We start from the raw sequence: 18,509 nt of genomic DNA on the forward strand, positions 1-18,509 counted from the left end.
CAGCCCCTTCCTGCGCTTAACAAGACCTTAGTCCCGAAAAGCTCAGGGCGCCGGGTGACATTCGGAATGCGAACCCTATTGTGACCTTTGTCAGGTTGTGACTGGAGGGTCATCCTGAACATTGGTCCCTGCGATTGCGTCACGTGCTGCGCGCCGAAGTTTCTTGTCAGACACGGAGCGCTCCCCCACCGCTGCAGGGGTCCACGCGTTGAGGTCCTCTTCGCTGAACTCGGTCTTGGATGGACGGCGCTTCACGGTAATTCCGGTGACACCGTCAGCAAGACGGCGTGTGACCAGCAGGAATCCGGTGTGGGCGACCATGCGGTGATCAGGACGGACCGCGAGGCCCTCGAGGTGCCAACCACGAACCATCGATTCCCAGGCATCCGGTTCGGTGAAGCGGCCGTCCGCGCGGATTGCTTCGGCGGTGCGGGACAGCTGGGTGACGGTGGCGACATAGTTGATCCAAACCCCGCCCGGAGCCAGGACAGTGGCTACCGCGTCCAAGCACTCCCATGGGGCGAGCATGTCCAGGACAACCCTGTCCACGGAGCCCGGAGCTTCGGCTTTGATGACCTCTTCCTGGAAATCGCCCAAGGAGATCTGCCATGCGGGATGGGGGCCGCCAAAGATGGTTTCTACGTTTCCCCGGGCGATGTCCGCGAATTCCTCGCGGCGCTCGAAGGAATGCAGGTAGCCCCCGTCCCCGACTGCGCGCAACAAGGAAATGGACAGAGCGCCCGAACCCACACCGGCTTCGACAACCCGCGCGCCGGGGAAGATGTCCGCCATGGTAACAATCTGGGCGGCATCCTTGGGGTAAACCACAGCAGCGCCCCGGGGCATGGACAGCACGAAATCAGAGAGCAGCGGACGCAACGTCTGGTACTGCTGACCGACGTTGTTGCTGACCACGGAACCATCAACTTTCCCGATGATTTCATCGTGGTTCAGGAAACCGCGGTGGGTGTGGAAAGCGCCGCCTACTTCCAGTGTGATGGTGTTCATCCGGCCACGCTCGTCCGTGAGCTGGACCCGCTCGCCCACACGGAAAGGCCCGCGGCGTCGTGCAGCGCCCGTCGGCTGTACAGCCGAGCCGATGGCTGACTGGTCAGTGCCTGTGCTTGCTGCGGGGGCGGCGGTTTCGCTGCTCATGTGGTGTTCCTCGCTCCTGTACGGCTTGGCCGCGGTGTGTGACCGGCTGGTGGGCGCCAAAAAATCATTGGCTCTTGTTATGCATATCGGCCGGCAAGTAACTCTACCGGCAAGACAGTCAGGCGCGCCCGCTCCTGCGTGCTTCCTTACCTGTTATGGCGGTCACTACTGCCTGCTGTCGAAGCAGCCCGGTGACGATTCCATTGTGGTCCACCACAGCGTATTCGCCGCCGTCCAGGCGAGCCAGGTACTGGATCAATTCCTGGCCCTTCGACCATTCCGGGACGTAAGCCCCGGCGGCCAGGGCATGAGCCACGGCGGTGACCGGCGTCGTCGTCGCATGTGCGGCCGGTACAGCGAGCGTTGCACCGAAATCCACCACACCCTGTGGCTTGCCGTCAGGACCGCAAATCACGACGGCGGGACTTCCGGTCGGTGAAATGTCCAGGACGTCAGCCACGGATGCCGAGTTCGGCACACCTACTGCCGGCTCAGCGAGGCCGGCAGCACTGACCAGGTAGAGGCGGCTGCGGAGCTTAGCGTGGTGGATGGAGCTGGAGGCGCCCATCCAGAGGAAACCGCAGACAAGCACGGTGACGGTGGTGTACGTCAGATCCGGCCATTGCCCCCTCAGGAAAGGGACCACGATGAACCAGATAACAAGTGCCACCACAATGATCCGGCCGGACCATCCTGCTGCAATGGTGCCCTTGTCCTGGCTGCCCGTAGCTTTCCAAACCGCAGATTCAACCAATCGACCCCCGTCCAGCGGCATCCCCGGGAGAATGTTGAAGATTCCAATCAGCAGATTGGCCATCACCACTATGTCTGTCAGCGTCCCGGCAACTCCCTTGAACTGGGCAACGGAGTCGATCGAGAACATCACTGCGGCTACCACGAAGTTGGATGCCGGGCCGGCCAACGCCACAACCACGGAACGCCCCGGAGAGGCGGTGAAGTTCTCGAACTGTGTGTGGCCGCCCCAAAGGTTGATGACGATTTTCTCGGTGGGCCAGTGGAAGACTTTCGCACTGAGGGCATGGGCGAGTTCATGGATAAGAACTGATAACGCCAGGAGTAACGCGACCGCCAACCCAACGAGGTAAGCCCAGTTGCCCAGTCCTGGTATGAAATCCATGATGAACGGACCGTAGAAGAACACGGTGATGGCTGCTATGACAAACCACGAGTACGCGAGGTAGACCGGCACGCCGGCAATCTTCCCCAGAGGGATGCCGTCACGTTTTTTGCTTTGCGAATGGTGCGGTGTGGACGGGCTGGTCACCTAGCTGGCCCCTTCAAGCAAGTCCGCTGCTGCGAAACGGTCAGCTACCAGCTCTTGCAGATCGGGAGCGGCACGGCCAACCAACGTGGGCCACATGATCATTCGTGGATCTTCCGGAAGGGGCACCTGATGGGGAATTCCCACAGTAATCACCCCCGAAGCAATGGCTGCCGTTGCGCCTGGGATGGAATCTTCGAGCGCGACGCAGTGGTGGATGCTCACGGAGGGGTCGTCCAGCTTGAGCCGTTCAACTGCCGTGAGATAGGCCTCCGGGTGCGGTTTTCCGTGGGTGACAGTATCGCCGGTGACCATGAACTCGAAGTAGGGCTTGGGTAGGCTTTCCACCACCACACCGGCCAGGGGCCCTTCGGACATGGTCACCAGTGCGCAGCGAATGCCTGCCTCGTGGAGTTCATCCAGCAGCTCGCGGGCGCCTGGCCGCCACGGGACCTCTTGGCGGACCTGGGCGATGACCTGTGCGCTCAAAGTGTCAACGATTTCACGGGCTTCAAGCTTGACGCCTGCGTGCTGGAGGACTGCTGCCGAATGCAGCAAGGACTGCCCCACCAATTGCATGGCCTGCTGGTGGGACCAGGTCCCACCGTGGGACTCCACCAGCGCACGCTCGGCCGCGATCCAATAGGGTTCGGTGTCCACGAGTGTGCCGTCCATATCCCAGAGCACGGCTTTGAGGAGGGGCTGGCTGGGTGAGGAATGCATGGTTTCCAGTCTACGTGGAACCTGGCGGGCGGCCGTCCGCGGGTTGCGCTGTGGGCGAATCGCGGACACGCTTCGGCGTGAAATGCCATGCATCCATCAGGGTCTTGGACGTAGGGTGAGTGGATGAACAGTGTGGACGGGACCCCCGAAGGGCAGGACATCACAGCGGAGCCCGAGCGTTTCCTCAAGGAACCCGCGGACGGCCAGCGTGTCACCGTAATGCTCGCCGCGTTTGAGGGCTGGAACGACGCCGGTGAGGCCGCCAGCGATGCGCTGCACTACTTGAACAAGCTCTGGGACGGCAAGAAGGTTGCCACGGTGGACGCCGAGGAATATTACGACTTCCAGTTCACACGGCCCACGGTGCGGCGTACGTCCTCGGGTGCCCGAAAGGTGAAATGGCCGTCAACCCGGATTTACAAGGCTGAAGTTCCGGACAGCAACGTGGATGTGGTCCTGGTTCTCGGCACCGAACCCTCATACCGCTGGCGTGCTTACACCACAGAATTGCTGGTCCATGCGGAAGCGCTCAAAGTGGACTCCGTGATTTTGGTGGGCGCACTGCTGGCCGATGTCCCCCACAGCCGTCCGATTCCGGTGAGTACTACCACCGAGGACAGTTCACTGCGGGAGCGCCTGAACCTGGAGGCATCCCAATACGAGGGACCAGTGGGCATTGTGGGTGTGCTCGCAGAGTTTGCAATGCTGGCAGGGCTGCCCACAGTCTCATTGTGGGCAGCAGTACCTCATTATGTCGCCCAGCCGCCCTCCCCCAAAGCACAGCTGGCCATTCTGCACAGGATCGAGGACCTCCTCCAAGTTCCTTTGGACAGCCAGCCATTGGCTGAAGAATCTGAGGCATGGGAACGCGGAGTAGACGAGCTTGCAACAGAAGACCCTGAGATTGCCGCCTATGTGCGGCAGCTGGAAGAAGCGAAAGATACAGCTGACCTGCCGGAGGCCTCAGGCGAATCCATTGCCCGTGAATTCGAGCGGTACCTGAAACGGCGCGGTAAAGAACGTCCCTAAGAGGACAAACCCCTCAAACAAGCAACGGCCCTGGCATGATGCCAGGGCCGTTGTTGGTTTTTCTTGGGAGTCGCTTAGAGCTCAACCCCGAGCAGAGCATCAATGGCGTCAGCAACAAGGGCGGCATCCGTAGCCGAGCTGACCGCGTCGGCGCGAATCGCTTCCCCTGCCCAATGGTCGACGACGGCGATGGCACCCGGGGCGTTGAGGTCGTTGGCCAGTTCACCACGCATGGCCGCTGTCAAGGCCGCAGCAGATCCAGCAGGGGCGTGATCCACGGCTATGCGCCACCGCTTGAGACGGTCTTTGGCTTCTGCAAACCCGGCATCGGTCCATGACCAGTCGGAGCGGTAGTGATGGGCCAGGATTGCCAGACGTATTGCCGCGGGTTCCTCACCGGCAGCGCGAAGTTTTGAGACAAGAACCAGGTTGCCTTTGGACTTGCTCATCTTCTCTCCGTCCAGCCCCACCATTCCGGCGTGCGCATAATGGCGCGCAAGCGGAACTCCGGAGAGTGAATAAGCATGGCCGGCGCCCATTTCATGGTGCGGGAACACCAAGTCGGAGCCGCCACCCTGAACGGTGAAGGGTGCAGGAAGATACTTTTGCGCGATCACCGTACATTCGATGTGCCAGCCGGGACGGCCGTCGCCGAGGGTGGCGCCGGGCCAGCTCGGCTCGCCCTCACGGGCAACCCGCCACAGCAAAGGATCCAAGGCGTGGCGTTTGCCCGCCCGGGCCGGGTCTCCACCGCGTTCAGCGAACAATTCCAGCATGTCCTTCTCACCCAGGCCGGAAACATCGCCCAGCGTCCAGGCGTCTGTGGCGTCTGAGCGCTTGCCGGCGGTCTCGACGTCGTAGTAAACATCGCCGTCGGGCTCTCCTTCGGAGCCGGCAACCCGGTAGGCAACGCCGTCGGCGATCAGTTGCTCAATGGCCGGAACAATGTCCGGGATGGCCTCCACAGCGCCGATGTAGTGGTTCGGCGCGAGGACGTTCAAGGCGTCCATATCTGTCTGGAACAGCTCGATTTGGCTCTGGGCCAAGTCACGCCAATCCACTCCGGTAGCTGTAGCCCGCTCCAAGAGGGGGTCATCAATATCCGTGACGTTTTGGACGTAGGAGACCCGGACGCCGGAATCGCGCCAAGCGCGGTTCAGGAGATCAAACGCCACATAACTGGCTGCGTGTCCCATATGAGTCGCGTCATACGGGGTGATACCGCAGACATACATCGACTGCTCCGGCTGCTTCTCAACGTCCACCACCCGCCCAAGGGCTGTGTCATACAGCCGTAGTTGCGGCAGGCTGCCGGGCAGCTCAGGTACAGGGCGGGAGGTCCACGATTTCACGACTTAACCTTAGTGCTAGGCGCTGATCACGCCGAAACCGAGGAGGACATACAAGGCCAGACCCAGGAGGATCCGGTACCAAACGAACAGGCGGTAGCTGCGGGTGGAGACGAATTTCAGGAACCAGCCGATGATGATGTAACCCACCACGAAGGCGATGACCGTGGCCAGCGCAGTCTCCGGGAGGCCGTAGGGCCCGCCCAAGCCTTCGTTTGAAACCGTTTTGTAGAGCTGGTACAGGCCACTGCCGAACACTGCCGGTATGGCCAGGAGGAAGGAGTACCTGGCGGCGGCTTCACGGGTGTACCCCATCAGGAGGCCGGCGGTGATGGTGCCGCCCGAGCGTGACACGCCGGGGATCAAGGCCATCGCTTGGGCGAAGCCGTAAAGAATGCCGTGCTTATAGCTCAGTTGGGTGAGATCCCTCTCCTGCCGGCCAATGGCATCGGCTACAGCAAGGATCATGCCGAACACGATCAGCATGGTGGCCACAATCCACATGCTGCGCAGCACTGACTCGATCTGGTCCTGGAACAACAGGCCGAGGATGATGATCGGCAGGCTGCCGATGATCACCAGCCAGCCCATCCGGGCATCCGGGTTGTTCCGCTCTACCTTCCCTGTGAGGGAGCCGAACCAGGCCCGGACGATCCTTACGATGTCGCGCCAGAAGTAGACAATCACGGCGGTTTCAGTTCCCAGCTGCGTAATCGCCGTGAAGGCAGCGCCGGGGTCTGAGGCATTGGGAAGGAACGAGCCGACAATCCGCAGGTGTGCGCTCGAGGAAATCGGGAGGAATTCGGTGAGGCCCTGCACCAGGCCCAGCAAGGCTGCTTCTATCCAGTTCACGTGAATAGACCCTACGTCATGAAGTCCTCTAACTCCCCGTAAGCTAACTGCTATGCAGCAGCGTTATGTCGGAAACAGCGGATTCCGTGTGTCCTCATTGTCCCTCGGAACCATGTCCTGGGCACAGGAGACCGACGAACAGGACGCTGCTGAACTCCTCCACGCATTCGTTGCCGGGGGCGGCACCGTGGTGGACACAGCAGCGTCCTACGCGCAAGGGCGGGCAGAAGCCATGTTGGGATCCATGCTGGGCGATGTAGTGGCCCGGTCCGAGATTGTGATCTCCACCAAAGCCGGCGTGTCGTCAGCAGACTCCAGGCGAAGCGTCAACGCATCGCGGGGTGCACTGCTGTCCGCCCTTGATGCCAGCCTGGCCAGGCTGGGCACTGATTACATTGATATCTGGTTCGCTCACGAGTGGGATCCGAATGTACCACTGGACGAAACTCTCTCTGCCTTGGAACTAGCCCAGCGAAGCGGACGTGCCCGCTACGTTGGGATATCCAACTACAACAGCTGGCAGACAGCCAAGGCAGCGGCCGTGGCCGGTTTTACCCTGGTGGCAAACCAGTCCGAATACTCCCTCGTCCAACGCAAAGCCGAGGAAGAGCTCATCCCTGCCGTGGAAGACGCCGGACTGGGTCTGATGGCCTGGGCGCCTTTGGGCCGTGGTGTGCTGTCCGGTAAATATCGTGGACAAATACCTGCCGATTCCCGTGCCGCACAAAGCCGCCTTGCCGGTTACATTGAGCCCTATCTGGAATCGCGGGCGTCGCGCGTGGTTGAAGCAGTGGCGATGGCAGCCCGCGGACTGGGCCGCACTCCCCTGGACGTGTCCCTCAGCTGGTTGCTCGCCCGGCCGGGGGTAGCCACCGCAATCGTTGGCCCCAGGAACGCTGTTCAGCTCAAGGAACTGCTGGACGCGCAACTGACGGTTCTGCCGGCTGAGATTGCCCGCGCCCTGGAGGACGTTTCAGCAGCGTAGCTGGGTCTACTGGCGGTCCAGAATGTCCAGCAAGTAGCTTCCATAGCCGCTTTTTGCGAGCTTTGCAGCCTGCTGGCGGAGTCCGTCGTCGCTCAGGTATCCCATGCGCCAAGCCACCTCTTCGGGAGCCCCGATCTTCAAACCCTGCCGGTTCTCCGTGGTCCGGACGTAGTTTGAAGCGTCATTGAGGTCGCTGAAGGTGCCGGTGTCCAGCCAGGCAGTGCCCCGTGGAAACTTCTGCACATGCAAGCGGCCAAGTTCCATGTATTTCCGGTTGATATCCGTGATCTCCAGTTCCCCGCGCGGCGACGGTTGCAGGTCTTTCGCCATGGCAACAACGTTGTTGTCATAAAAGTAGAGCCCTGGAACGGCATAGTTGCTTTTGGGGACTGCGGGCTTTTCTTCAATGGAGACGGCCATTCCATGATCGTCGAACTCCACCACGCCGTACGCGGATGGATCCTTGACCCAGTAGCCGAAGATCGCACCGCCGTGGACGTCGGTGTAGTGCCTCAGCTGGTTGCCCATGCCGGGTCCATTGAAGATGTTGTCACCCAGGATCAGCGCCACGTTGCCGTTTCCGATGTGGTCCTCGCCCAGGATGAACGCCTGGGCAAGGCCGTCCGGGGTGGGCTGCTCTGCGTAGCTGAGATTGATGCCGAACTGTGAACCATCTCCGAGGAGCCGCTGGAACTGCGCGGCATCGCCGGGCGTGGTGATGACAAGAATGTCGCGAATTCCCGCCAGCATCAGCGTGCACAGAGGATAATAGATCATCGGCTTGTCGAACACCGGAACCAGCTGCTTACTGATTCCGAGCGTGATGGGATGAAGCCTTGAACCCGTTCCACCTGCAAGAACAATTCCTCGCAAACCTGCCGTCCTCACCTGTGCCCAGTATTGCCGCTGGCGGTTACTCTAGGGCCATGCAGAGAATCCTTGTCACCGGCGGGGCCGGATTCATCGGATGCAACTTTGTCCACTACATCATGGAGCACACCGGGCTTCATGTCACGGTATTGGACAAACTGACGTATGCCGGGAACATCGAATCTCTCTCCGGGCTGCCGCCGGAGCGCTTCACTTTCGTCAAGGGAGACATTTGCGATGCAGTGTTGGTTGACAAGCTGACGGAATCCGTTGAAGCGGTGGTGCATTTCGCAGCAGAGTCCCATAACGACAATTCGCTGCAGGATCCCCGACCCTTTCTTGATACAAATCTTGCGGGAACGTTCACCATGATCGAAGCCGCACGAACGCACGGCACGCGATTCCATCACATTTCCACCGATGAGGTCTATGGCGACTTGGCGCTGGACGATCCCCACCGCTTTACGGAGAATTCCGTGTACCGGCCGACGAGTCCCTATTCGGCAACGAAAGCCGGCTCGGATATGTTGGTGCGCGCGTGGGTGCGCTCATTCGGCCTCAAAGCAACCATTAGCAATTGCTCCAACAATTACGGCCCGTACCAGCACGTGGAGAAATTCATACCGCGGCAGATAACCAACATCCTGGACGGGAACCGGCCACATCTTTACGGCAGCGGGCGGAATATTCGTGACTGGATCCACGTGGAAGACCATTCCTCCGCAGTCTTGGCAATTTTGGAGGGCGGACGCGTGGGCGAAACCTATTTGATAGGCGCAGACGGCGAAAGGTCCAACCGGGAGGTGGTTGAGATGCTGCTCTCCCTCGCAGGACGGCCGCGCGAAGCATATGACCTGGTCACGGACAGGCCAGGTCATGATCTGCGGTACGCCATCGATTCGGGCAAACTTCGGCGTGAGCTCGGTTGGGCGCCCCGCTATTCGGACTTCGACGCCGGACTGGCTGACACCGTCCAGTGGTACAAGGACAACGAACAGTGGTGGAGACCGCAGAAAGCGGCCACGGAATCCAAGTACGCAGGTCAAGGGCACTAAGGCGTGGAACAGGGACGCCAGCTACGTTCACGGGCCACGCCCATCCCCGGACTGCTGCTGTTTGAGCTTCCTGTTCATGGGGATGGCAGAGGATGGTTCAAAGAGAACTGGCACCGGGGCAAGATGCTTGATGCCGGGTTGCCGGACTTTGGCCCGGTGCAGAACAACATCTCCTTCAACGCAGTTCGTGGAACGGTTCGCGGTATCCATGCGGAGCCTTGGGACAAGTTCGTTTCACTGGCCTCCGGACGGATCTTCGGCGCGTGGGTGGACTTGCGGGAGGGGCCAACGTTCGGGAGGCTGTTCACCGCAGAACTGACCCCCGGCGAGGCCATCTACGTCCCCCGCGGCGTGGGCAACGCATTCCAGACCCTGGAGGACGACACCGCCTACACGTACCTGGTCAACGACCATTGGAGCACGGAGGCACAGAAGGACTACACGTTCCTTAACCTCGCCGACGAGGATGTGGCAGTTCCCTGGCCGATCCCCTTGGATCATTGCGTAATCTCCGCGCCGGACCAGAAGCACCCACGGCTGGCAAACGTCGTGCCAGTGCCCAGGCGGCGCACTCTGGTCCTTGGAGCGGACGGCCAGTTGGGCACTGGCCTTCGGAGTGCCTTCGCGGGTGACTCCACAGTGGAGTTCGCGGGCCGCGCGCGGTTCGACATCACCTCCGAGGACTCCTATCGGGCTGTGAACTGGCGCGAATATTCCGCCATCATCAACGCCGCCGCGTTCACCGCGGTAGATGTCGCCGAAACACCGGAAGGCCGGGCTGCTGCCTGGAGCATCAACGCCGCCGCCGTTTCCCGCTTGGCGCGTACCGCCGTCGAGCATTCACTAACTCTTGTCCACATCTCCAGTGACTACGTTTTCGACGGCACAGCAGAGGTTCACCTCGAGGATGAGCTTCCAGCTCCCCTGGGGGTCTACGGCCAAAGCAAGGCTGCCGGCGACCTCGCGGCGGGCATCGCGCCAAGGCATTACATCGTCAGGACTAGTTGGGTAGTGGGCAGCGGCAGGAACTTTGTTCGAACCATGGCGTCGTTGGCCGCGAAGGGTGCCTCGCCAACGGTGGTGAATGACCAATGGGGGCGATTGAGTTTCGCGTCCGACATCGCAGCGGGCATTCGTCACCTGCTCCTCAACAAAGCCCCGTACGGGACGTACAACCTCAGCAACGGTGGCAACCCCCAGACCTGGTTTGAGCTGGCCCGCGATGTCTACCGCCTTGTGGGCGCCGATCCGAATCTGGTGCGTCCGATCGGCACCGCCGACTACGCAGGACCCCACACTGCTCCAAGGCCGCGCAGCAGCGTCCTGGATTTGTCCGGTATCCGCGCGACCGGATTCGATCCACCCCCGGCAGCACAGCGTCTGGCCGAGTACATCAAAGGCCTGGAACTCTAGCGGAGTCCTGCGAAACGTCCTAAAGTAGCCGTACGGCAGCCTCTTGCAGGAGGCCGGGAGACAACTCAAATAAACATGTTGACACGGCGGCACTGGTCCGCCACCGACGATCCAGGCAGTGCAGCAGCCTCGGATCGTCGGCCACATGGTGATGCCTTGAGTTGGAGCCGAGAATGCTGCTACCGAAAATCATGCCCGTGGGAGATCTCCTCCACAGGGCAGTCCCCCACTTTTACCCGCGTCGCGGCGTCCCCGCCGGCGTACCCCAGGGCGAGGACCACCACAGTGTGGCCGCTTCCGCAGAGACGGTGGCTAAGGCTCCTTGGGTGAATCTGGGCGGGGTCCCGGTCAAGCTCATGGAGGCTGAGGGCGCGCTTCGGGAAATTTTGGATCGCGCCGGCTCCCCCGATGCTCCCCCTCTGGGCGTCTGCTCCGCAAACCTGGACCATATCCGACACTTCGGAACCGGAAGCCGCTGGATAGGCACTTTGGACCCGCCCGCACCTGTTGAATGGTTAACCCTGATTGACGGCGCCCCCCTGGCCACCCAGGCTCGGCGCCTGACGTCAAAGACATGGCCCCGGCTTGCCGGCAGCGACCTCATTCACCCCTTCCTGGCAGGAGCAGCGGCACGCGGCTTGCGCCTGGGTTTCCTGGGAGGTTCGGAAGAGACCCAAAAACTGATCGCAAGCAAGTTCGCAACCGAGCGGCCTGAGCTGAAGGTAGTTGGTTGGTGGGCTCCCGCCAGGTCCACGCTGGGAGACGCAGCAGCCTCCCGCAGGCTCGCCCGGGAGATACGGGCGGCATCGCCCGATGTCCTGATTGTTTGCTTGGGAAAACCCCGACAGGAACTGTGGATAGCCGAGTACGGTCGCCTGACCGGCGCCAAGGTCCTGCTGGCATTCGGTGCCGTGGTCGATTTCCTGGCGGGGAACGTCCGGCGGGCTCCCTCCTGGGCCAGTTCGCACAGCCTTGAGTGGGCATGGCGCCTGATGCTGGAGCCACGCCGCTTGGCACGCCGCTATTTGGTGGAGGGGCCGGAGGCATACGTGAAGTTGCGGACCGCCAGCAGTTCCGACGTCGAGCCAAGAAAGCTGCTTTCCAGCGCCGCATACGCTGTCCCGGAACCCGTGCCCAGCCGGGCTCCGGGATCGTTCGTCCCGGCCACCGAAGCGGCCGACGTCGCCGTCGTGGTTGTCACCTACAACAACGCTGACGACGTCGGGCCGCTGGTGGCGAGCCTGCGCAAGGAAGCAGCCGATGTTTCCATCAAAGTGGTAGTGGCGGACAACTCCCCGGATGAGAGCACGCTGCGTGAGCTCGCACACCACCCCGACATCACAGCAGTGCGAACGGGCGGAAACCTCGGCTATGCGGGCGGAATCAACGCTGCGTTCTCTGTTGCAGGGGAAGCAGGAAGCTACCTCATCCTGAACCCGGACCTCCGCGTGGAACCAGGCGCGGTGGCCGCCATGCTCCAGCGGATGGATGAGCAGGGAGCCGGCATGGTGGTACCGGTCCTGTTGGACGATGACGGAAGCATCTACCCGTCGCTACGCCGTGAACCGGGCGTTCTGCGAGCGCTGGGTGATGCTGCTTTGGGTAGCCATGCGAAGGGCAGGCCGGGTTGGTTGTCGGAGATGGACTTTGACACTGAGAGCTATTTGCACGGGCACCGGGTTGATTGGGCCACGGGTGCGGCTCTGCTGATTAGCTCTGCGGCGTCGGAGGCGGTGGGTGCTTGGGATGAGCAGTTCTTTTTGTATTCGGAGGAGACGGACTATTGCCATCGGGTGAGGTCGGCGGGTTTCTCCATTTGGTTCGAACCCGCTGCCCGGATGTGGCATGAACGTGGTGGTTCGGGGTCATCTCCGCAGTTGACTGCTTTGATGTCGGTCAACAGGGTGCGGTATGCAGAGAAGTATCTTGGACGTGGGCGGGCGTTGGCATTCCGTGGTGCTGTGTTGGCTGCGGAAATTGCGCGGTTGAACAAAGCCGGGCATCGGGATGCTGCATTGGCGGTCCTTATGCAGCGGCGTTGGGAGAGGCTCCCGCACGCGACGCGGACCACGACGGCAGCCACGCCATGACTGTTACCCATCCTTCCGGTGCGGTGATCATCCCGGCGCATAATGAGGCCGGTGTTATCAGCAGGACGCTTGAGGCGTTGAGCGAGGTCATCGCGTGGGGCACAGTTGATGTGGTGGTGGCATGTAACGGGTGTAAGGATGCCACGGAGGCTATCGCGTCGAGGTACGGGGGTGTTCAGGTGCTTCACGTGCCGGAGGCTTCCAAGACTGCGGCGTTGAACGCTGCCGATCAGGCAACGCAGCGATGGCCGCGCGTGTACCTGGATGCCGATATTGAAGTCAGTGCCCCTGCGCTTCATGCAGTTTTTGTTGCTTTGGAGGATGGGACTTTGCTGGCTGCCCGTCCGGCTTTTCGCTATGACACCGAGGGCGCTTCGGTATTGGTGCGCTCGTATTACCGTGCCCGTTCCCGTATACCGGGCAATGCCGAGGCGCTTTGGGGTGCGGGTGCTTATGGGTTGAGTTTCACCGGGCATGAGCGGCTGGGGTCTTTTCCCCCTCTTACTGGTGATGACTACTATGTGGATCGGCTCTTCTCTGCCCATGAGAAGGCGGTGTTGGCTACGGTTCCTGTGGTGGTGCGGACGCCCCGGACGTGCAAGGCGTTGATGTCTGTTCTTAGGCGCACGTATCGGGGCAATGCGGAGCAGGATCTCGTATCCGGCGGTGCCTCCACGGCGAGGACTGTACGGCAGTTGCTTGCCTCCGTCAGGGGGCCGCTGAGCGTTTTTGATGCCGCCGTTTACGTCGTGTTCGCCGGTGCGGGCCGCCGTCGTGCGCTGTTTGGCCCTCAGGCGCTGCCTGGTTGGGAGCGGGACGACACCAGCCGTTAGTCAGAAGCCGCAGCTGCCCCCGCCTTCAATGCTGTAAAGGTGGACGGCGTTGCCGTCGGCGAAAGTGTCGGTGAAGGTTCCGGCCACTATGGGGATGGTGCGGTTTTCGTCGATGACGACGGCGGTGCTGCCGCCGCATTTCAGCGTGAAGGTCGCTGCGCCGCCGGTGTTCTTGTTCGCTCCCGCGAAGATGTAGACGTGGCCGTTGTGGAGTTTGGTGGCGAGGTCTACCGGGCCGGTGACTGTGGTGGCGCCGTCAAGGAAGGGGGCGTTGAGGACGGGTGCGAGGTCTGTGATTTGCTTGTTCACGGAAGTGAGTGTGGGCACTATGTCTTTGCCGCAGTCCCTAATGACGTGTTGGGTGACGCATGGGCCGCCGAAATTGTGGTTGAAATAGATGATTCCCCGGGCGCCGTGGATGAGGCTGCTCCAGACTGCGGCCTTGAGTTCAGGGCCGGTGATTGTTGTGGTGTTGGGGACATCGCCTGAAGGATGGCCATTCTCTACGAACGCCCACACAGGAATTCTGGTGGCGGGGTCCTGCAGATTCCGTAGCCTGTCGATGGTCCAGCCATAGTTGGCAGCTAGTCGGCATTCCTCTCGCGTCAGGTCTCTTGCATAGCCAACAATGGCACCTCCTTCGCCTTTGCCGCAGATGTTGGGATCGGTGAACCAGTAGTTATCCGCGGAGACCACATCCTGGACTCCCCTGATGAATCCGTGGGCTTCCTGGTCGGATTCCCAGAAGGTGACGCCTTTTCCGTAGTTGGAGTAAAGCAAGACGTTCTGTGGTGCGTATGCCCGCCGTTCCTTCTGTATGGTGTACCCGCATGGTGTGCCTTCGGGAAAACACGGTGCGCCGTCCCCTGGGTATCTGCCGGTCCATCGGGCGTCCCCCGGGCCTGCCCACATGTCCACTTCGTCGCTCAAGACGTAGCCCGCGGCAGCAGCGTGCCGAAAAGTTGGCAGCGCATACATGCCGGAGTCTTTGATCAACTGCACGTCGGAGTTCCCTGTCAGTTCAACGTAGGTGTTGATGCCGGCTGCCGAGTCCATGGCTGTGTTGCCTTTGTCCAGGACGCTTTCCAGCCACACCCCCAGAGGAAAGAAGGATGGGTCTGTTGGAAGGCTGTTGGCAAATTTCCCGTAGTAGTCCGGTCCTCCGTCCACGTCGCGCAGTGCCAGGGACGTTCCGGGCGCGGACCCGCTGCCGGGGGAACTTCCGGGAACCGGCAGGGCTGAGGGCGTGGGGGTCCGGCTTGATCCCACGACGGCGATCAGGCTGACGGCCGCGATTGCGAGCGCAGAACCGGCCCAGAGGCCAACTGTTTTGCCCTTCATTGTTTCCCTTTCCGGGAGTTGGTTCAGATCCGTGCTGCCATGATGCGGGCGCTCTTGGAGACGTCGTAGGATTCGCCAAGAGTTATCCGCGCCCGCTGTCCCATGGCTGCAGAGCGCGAGGGGTTGTGGAGGGTGTGCAGTATTGCCGCTGCCAGGGATGCGGGATTACCGGGATCGACCAAGGTGCCGGACTGTCCGGTAGCTATCAGGTCCGGGACGCCCCCGGCTGATGTGGCTACCACGGGAACCTCCATGGCCATGGCCTCCATGATGGCCACACCCAGTGGTTCCTGGTGGCTGGCCAAGGTGAAGATGTGTGCTCTTTGAAGTTCTTCCTTGACCCTGTGCTCCGGAACGGCACCGAGGAGCGTTACCCGCTGTGTGAGATCGAGTTCCTTGATGAGGTTTTCCATGGCTTGCCTGTAGCCCTTTCCTCCGATTTCGTCCTCGCCTGCGATGGTCAACTCGACGTCTATTCCGGTGTCTGTGATCAGACGGACCGCTGTGAGGAGTTCCTCGTGACCTTTGCTGGGGTTGAGCCGGGCACAGCAGAACAGCCGTGCAGGTCCTGCACCGTCCCACGGGACGTAAGGTGCGGTGCGTGTGAAGGCGGCCAGTTCCACCCCCATGGGGGCGACACTGACGTCCGCAGGCATGACGTCCTCAAGTTGCTGCAGGGTTTCACTCAGTAGCCGTTCGGTGATGACGAGGGAGAATTTGGCGTTGAGCCATTTCTGGTGCTGGTTTGGGCCGTAGTCGCTGAGGGGGCCATGGAGCGTCAGGCTGTAGGTGATGCCGGTGATCATATGGGCGAACAGGGCTACCTGGGCGGCGTGGGCGCAGGAATGGACATGTATGTGCTGCCACCCTCTGGTGCGCGCGTGCCGGGCCAGGGCGGCTCCTGCCCAGAGCAGTCCTGCCGTTTGCAGAACGTCGCGGGTCTGAGCCGGGGTCAGTGCGGGCTGCCGGTGGATGCCGGACGCTGCTACCAGCGTGTCAAGGTGGCGGAGTCCGGCCAAGGCCGTCTTGGCTGTGCCGCCGATGCCGGACAGGCCCGGTGGGACCAGGTAATGAATCTTAGGTAGTTGGTCCTGTGCCCAGGGAGGCACGGTCCCGGGCTGCTGTGGACGGCGGGTGGAAACTGGCTCCGGCTGGTGCCCGAGGTCGGTCAGTGCTTTGAGTTCACGCCAGAAGAAGCTGTGCGTCTGACCTGGGAATTCCGGCACCAGGTAACCAAATCTGGTCATTGCTGCATCGTCCCCAACCGTTAGCGGCTGTTGGTTGGTTGAACAGATGGTGTGGTGGTGGTTCTTCTATCTTCGTGGGGTTCAAGTGGGTGGATTGCCACCAGGGGCTCCGAAATCGGCAGAGCCTTGTCGTCGAAGGTTGGGTCCTTACCCGGCAGTACTAGCGTCGGGTTGCTTTCGGAGATCTTACGCAAGCTGCGCTTGCGGGGATCGTTTTTTGATTTACTCTCCCGATTCCTGGTGGTCTCCACCGCGCGCGCCAGCGAGACTGCGCCAAGTGTGAGAACCAGACCGGCAACCACCACGACGATGACGGACCTCAACCTGCTGGAGAACTGTTCTGTGGCTTTCTCTGGTGAAGCTACGACCAGTGCCGTGAACAGGTATCTATCAGAGGCGCCGTTGATCGCTTGGATGGTCCTTAGGTCTTGCTCCAGGCGCACCCCCAGCGCCTTGGCGGTGCTGATTGCCTGGGCCTTGTCATCTGAGATTCCGGAGATGTCGATGAGGAAGGCGTCCGAGGGCCGTTCTACCTTGTAGTCCGTGCTGAGCCCTTGTTCTGCAAGGAAATCGCCCGTAGCAACATCGTTCAGACGGGTCACAGCTACCTGGGCTACGAGGGAAGTGTCGGCAGAGCGCAGGTAGGGGTTGTCAGTGTTGAGCAAGCCCAGGGCAGGATCCTTTTCGATCTGTTCCGCCGTTGGTACCGGTGGGGCGACTATGGCGTAGGTGGTGCGGGCTTCGTATGTTCTGGGGGCGTAGGAAAACATGTAGACCGCCGCCACCGCCGTCAGCAACAGGACGGGGAGTACGAAGATTTTGTAACGCCACAGGGTTTTGATGACGGCTACGGGGTCCATGATCTCTCCTTGGGGAGTAGTTTCTTCGTGTTAAGCGGCGGCCGCGTTCGGCCCTCTGTTGCAGCAGGATCTTTTTGATGTTCGAGCTCCCGCCGCACCATGTTCCACGTTCCTCCGGACAGCCCGACGATGAAGGGATAGGCGAGCGCGAAGACCGGGAATGACATGGAGTCGAACGTCAGGGAGCAGATGGCGGCAACGATTCCGGCAGCGGCGACGGCGCCCGCGAAGCATCGCAATGCGGGAAGGCGGGAAGCACGGGCGGCGAGGAGGGCGGATATGCCTGGGAACGTCAGGTAGGCGATCATGCCCACCAGACCCACCAGACCGATGGTGACTGTTGCGTTCAGATATTGGTTGTCGAGGATGTGTATGGCGTTGGTTGGCATGTAGTTTCCCGGACCTACGCCGAAGAACGGATGTTCATCCACCATTGCCGCCACCCGGGGGTAGTTGTTGGTTCGCGTGGTAATGGACGGGTCGCTTTCTCCCGCTGTCAACGATGCTCCCAGAGTGCCAACCAGGCCAGGGACGCCGAGAAACAAGACGGCTACGATCACGGGGGCCGCAACGAAAGCCCAACGCCTGGCAACCCGGGGCAGGAAAGGCAGGAAAACAGCCATTCCGGCCAGCAGGCCGAGGATCCCTGAGCGCGAGACTGTTGAGGCGATGGCGAAAACCAAGAGTGCTGTGATGGTCCAATGCACCCATTTCCGGCCTTTTTGATCGTACAGGCTCCGCCATATGGACAGCGGAAGAAGCATTGCGCAGACAACAGCCATCTCGATTGAATGGAAGGTGCTCCCCGAGACACGCATCAACGACCCACGTATCTGGAATGTTGTGTTTCCCCCGTTGTTGGTGAACCCGGGCATCGCCATTTGCAGGAACTGCATGGGATCAACACGGAAGAAGAATTGAACAGCCGCCACGAGACAGCAAAATGCCGCACCAGCCAACAGGGCCCGCGTCAAGGCCATGGCTGCGTTCAGCGTCCTCACGGCTTCCGCCGTCACCAGAATGATTCCTGCACTGGCCAGCAGGAGAATCAGCCATCTGTCAGCTGCAGCGCGTGCAGGGCTTTCGCTTCCTCCCGTGTAGCCGGAGTACATGGCCGCATAGGAGGCACATGTTCCCACCCAGAGGATAACCAAGCCCATGCGGCCGGGATGGCGGGTGTCCAGGGGGTTGGTCAGGCCAAAAAGGACAGAGCACAGCCAAACCGCCAAAAGAAGCAACGCAATCATCAGCGGCAACGTCCCTACAGCTCCCAGCGGTTTGAGCACCATATTGGAGGGAAAGAAGAAGATGGCGAAAGCGGCAAATTTAATCAACAACGGCACGTGTGCGCGGGGGGATAGTCCGCTGACGTTGAGATCATCCAGCCCCATGGGCGCCGGCGCGGGCTGGAGATTCATGCGATTC

General features: G+C 61.2%; 16 protein-coding genes. 6 read left to right on the plus strand and 10 right to left on the minus strand.

Annotated elements, in window-relative coordinates; translation table 11 throughout:
* Window positions 1-90: 90 nt before the first annotated feature.
* From HAV21_RS04985 to HAV21_RS04995, 3 genes are all read right to left on the minus strand, one after another.
* On the minus strand, window positions 91-1,155 hold the full coding sequence (locus HAV21_RS04985; RefSeq protein ID WP_142939163.1) for a tRNA (adenine-N1)-methyltransferase: 1,065 nt from the start codon (window positions 1,153-1,155) through the stop codon (window positions 91-93).
* Between the two features lie 118 nt (window positions 1,156-1,273).
* Entirely contained in the window at window positions 1,274-2,440 is a 1,167-nt protein-coding gene (locus HAV21_RS04990; RefSeq protein ID WP_166840696.1) for a site-2 protease family protein, read from the minus strand.
* Complete coding sequence (locus HAV21_RS04995) at window positions 2,441-3,253, minus strand: HAD family phosphatase (protein ID WP_166840697.1); 813 nt, start codon at window positions 3,251-3,253, stop codon at window positions 2,441-2,443.
* Between the two features lie 30 nt (window positions 3,254-3,283).
* Between HAV21_RS04995 and HAV21_RS05000 the strand changes: the two genes are divergently transcribed.
* Window positions 3,284-4,189: a PAC2 family protein gene (locus HAV21_RS05000; protein WP_166840698.1), complete on the plus strand. Its 906-nt coding sequence runs from the start codon at window positions 3,284-3,286 to the stop codon at window positions 4,187-4,189.
* Window positions 4,190-4,263: 74 nt separating this feature from the next.
* Here HAV21_RS05000 and mshC read toward each other — a convergent pair whose 3' ends face one another.
* Both mshC and HAV21_RS05010 read right to left on the minus strand, forming a co-directional pair.
* Window positions 4,264-5,541 (minus strand): cysteine--1-D-myo-inosityl 2-amino-2-deoxy-alpha-D-glucopyranoside ligase, encoded by a 1,278-nt coding sequence (gene mshC, locus HAV21_RS05005; RefSeq protein ID WP_142939167.1) that lies wholly within the window; start codon window positions 5,539-5,541, stop codon window positions 4,264-4,266.
* Window positions 5,542-5,556: 15 nt separating this feature from the next.
* Entirely contained in the window at window positions 5,557-6,390 is an 834-nt protein-coding gene (locus tag HAV21_RS05010; RefSeq protein WP_166840700.1) for an undecaprenyl-diphosphate phosphatase, read from the minus strand.
* 52 nt (window positions 6,391-6,442) lie between these two features.
* On the opposite strand from HAV21_RS05010, the gene HAV21_RS05015 reads away from it, so the two are divergent.
* Window positions 6,443-7,375: an aldo/keto reductase gene (locus tag HAV21_RS05015; RefSeq protein ID WP_142939169.1), complete on the plus strand. Its 933-nt coding sequence runs from the start codon at window positions 6,443-6,445 to the stop codon at window positions 7,373-7,375.
* 6 nt (window positions 7,376-7,381) lie between these two features.
* On the opposite strand, the gene rfbA is transcribed toward HAV21_RS05015, so the two are convergent.
* Complete coding sequence (rfbA, locus tag HAV21_RS05020) at window positions 7,382-8,248, minus strand: glucose-1-phosphate thymidylyltransferase RfbA (RefSeq protein WP_142939170.1); 867 nt, start codon at window positions 8,246-8,248, stop codon at window positions 7,382-7,384.
* A gap of 53 nt (window positions 8,249-8,301) precedes the next feature.
* Between rfbA and rfbB the strand changes: the two genes are divergently transcribed.
* From rfbB to HAV21_RS05040, 4 genes are all read left to right on the plus strand, one after another.
* Window positions 8,302-9,300, plus strand: coding sequence for a dTDP-glucose 4,6-dehydratase (rfbB, locus tag HAV21_RS05025; RefSeq protein WP_142939171.1), 999 nt, complete (start codon window positions 8,302-8,304; stop codon window positions 9,298-9,300).
* Window positions 9,301-9,303: 3 nt separating this feature from the next.
* Window positions 9,304-10,713 (plus strand): bifunctional dTDP-4-dehydrorhamnose 3,5-epimerase family protein/NAD(P)-dependent oxidoreductase, encoded by a 1,410-nt coding sequence (locus tag HAV21_RS05030; RefSeq protein ID WP_166840701.1) that lies wholly within the window; start codon window positions 9,304-9,306, stop codon window positions 10,711-10,713.
* A 191-nt stretch (window positions 10,714-10,904) separates the two neighbouring features.
* The gene (locus HAV21_RS05035) at window positions 10,905-12,803 is read left to right on the plus strand and encodes a WecB/TagA/CpsF family glycosyltransferase (protein ID WP_243753140.1); all 1,899 of its coding nucleotides are present in this window, start codon (window positions 10,905-10,907) and stop codon (window positions 12,801-12,803) included.
* The gene (locus tag HAV21_RS05040) at window positions 12,800-13,636 is read left to right on the plus strand and encodes a glycosyltransferase (RefSeq protein WP_166840705.1); all 837 of its coding nucleotides are present in this window, start codon (window positions 12,800-12,802) and stop codon (window positions 13,634-13,636) included. The genes HAV21_RS05035 and HAV21_RS05040 overlap by 4 nt, the downstream gene beginning before the upstream one ends.
* Here the strand turns inward: HAV21_RS05040 and HAV21_RS05045 are convergent, their stop codons facing one another.
* Genes HAV21_RS05045 through HAV21_RS05060 form a run of 4 tightly spaced genes read right to left on the minus strand, consistent with a single transcriptional unit; the run spans window position 13,637 to window position 18,502 of the window.
* Complete coding sequence (locus HAV21_RS05045; protein ID WP_166840707.1) at window positions 13,637-14,977, minus strand: hypothetical protein; 1,341 nt, start codon at window positions 14,975-14,977, stop codon at window positions 13,637-13,639.
* A 23-nt stretch (window positions 14,978-15,000) separates the two neighbouring features.
* Window positions 15,001-16,224 (minus strand): exopolysaccharide biosynthesis GT4 family glycosyltransferase EpsE, encoded by a 1,224-nt coding sequence (gene epsE / locus HAV21_RS05050; RefSeq protein ID WP_166840709.1) that lies wholly within the window; start codon window positions 16,222-16,224, stop codon window positions 15,001-15,003.
* 20 nt (window positions 16,225-16,244) lie between these two features.
* On the minus strand, window positions 16,245-17,084 hold the full coding sequence (locus HAV21_RS05055) for a chain-length determining protein (protein WP_208095871.1): 840 nt from the start codon (window positions 17,082-17,084) through the stop codon (window positions 16,245-16,247).
* The gene (locus HAV21_RS05060; protein WP_166840711.1) at window positions 17,072-18,502 is read right to left on the minus strand and encodes an O-antigen ligase family protein; all 1,431 of its coding nucleotides are present in this window, start codon (window positions 18,500-18,502) and stop codon (window positions 17,072-17,074) included. Before HAV21_RS05060 ends, HAV21_RS05055 begins: the two co-directional genes overlap by 13 nt.
* Window positions 18,503-18,509: the final 7 nt, after the last annotated feature.

Origin of the sequence: Paenarthrobacter sp. MSM-2-10-13, from assembly GCF_011605365.1 — a bacterium.
Classification (GTDB): domain Bacteria; phylum Actinomycetota; class Actinomycetes; order Actinomycetales; family Micrococcaceae; genus Arthrobacter.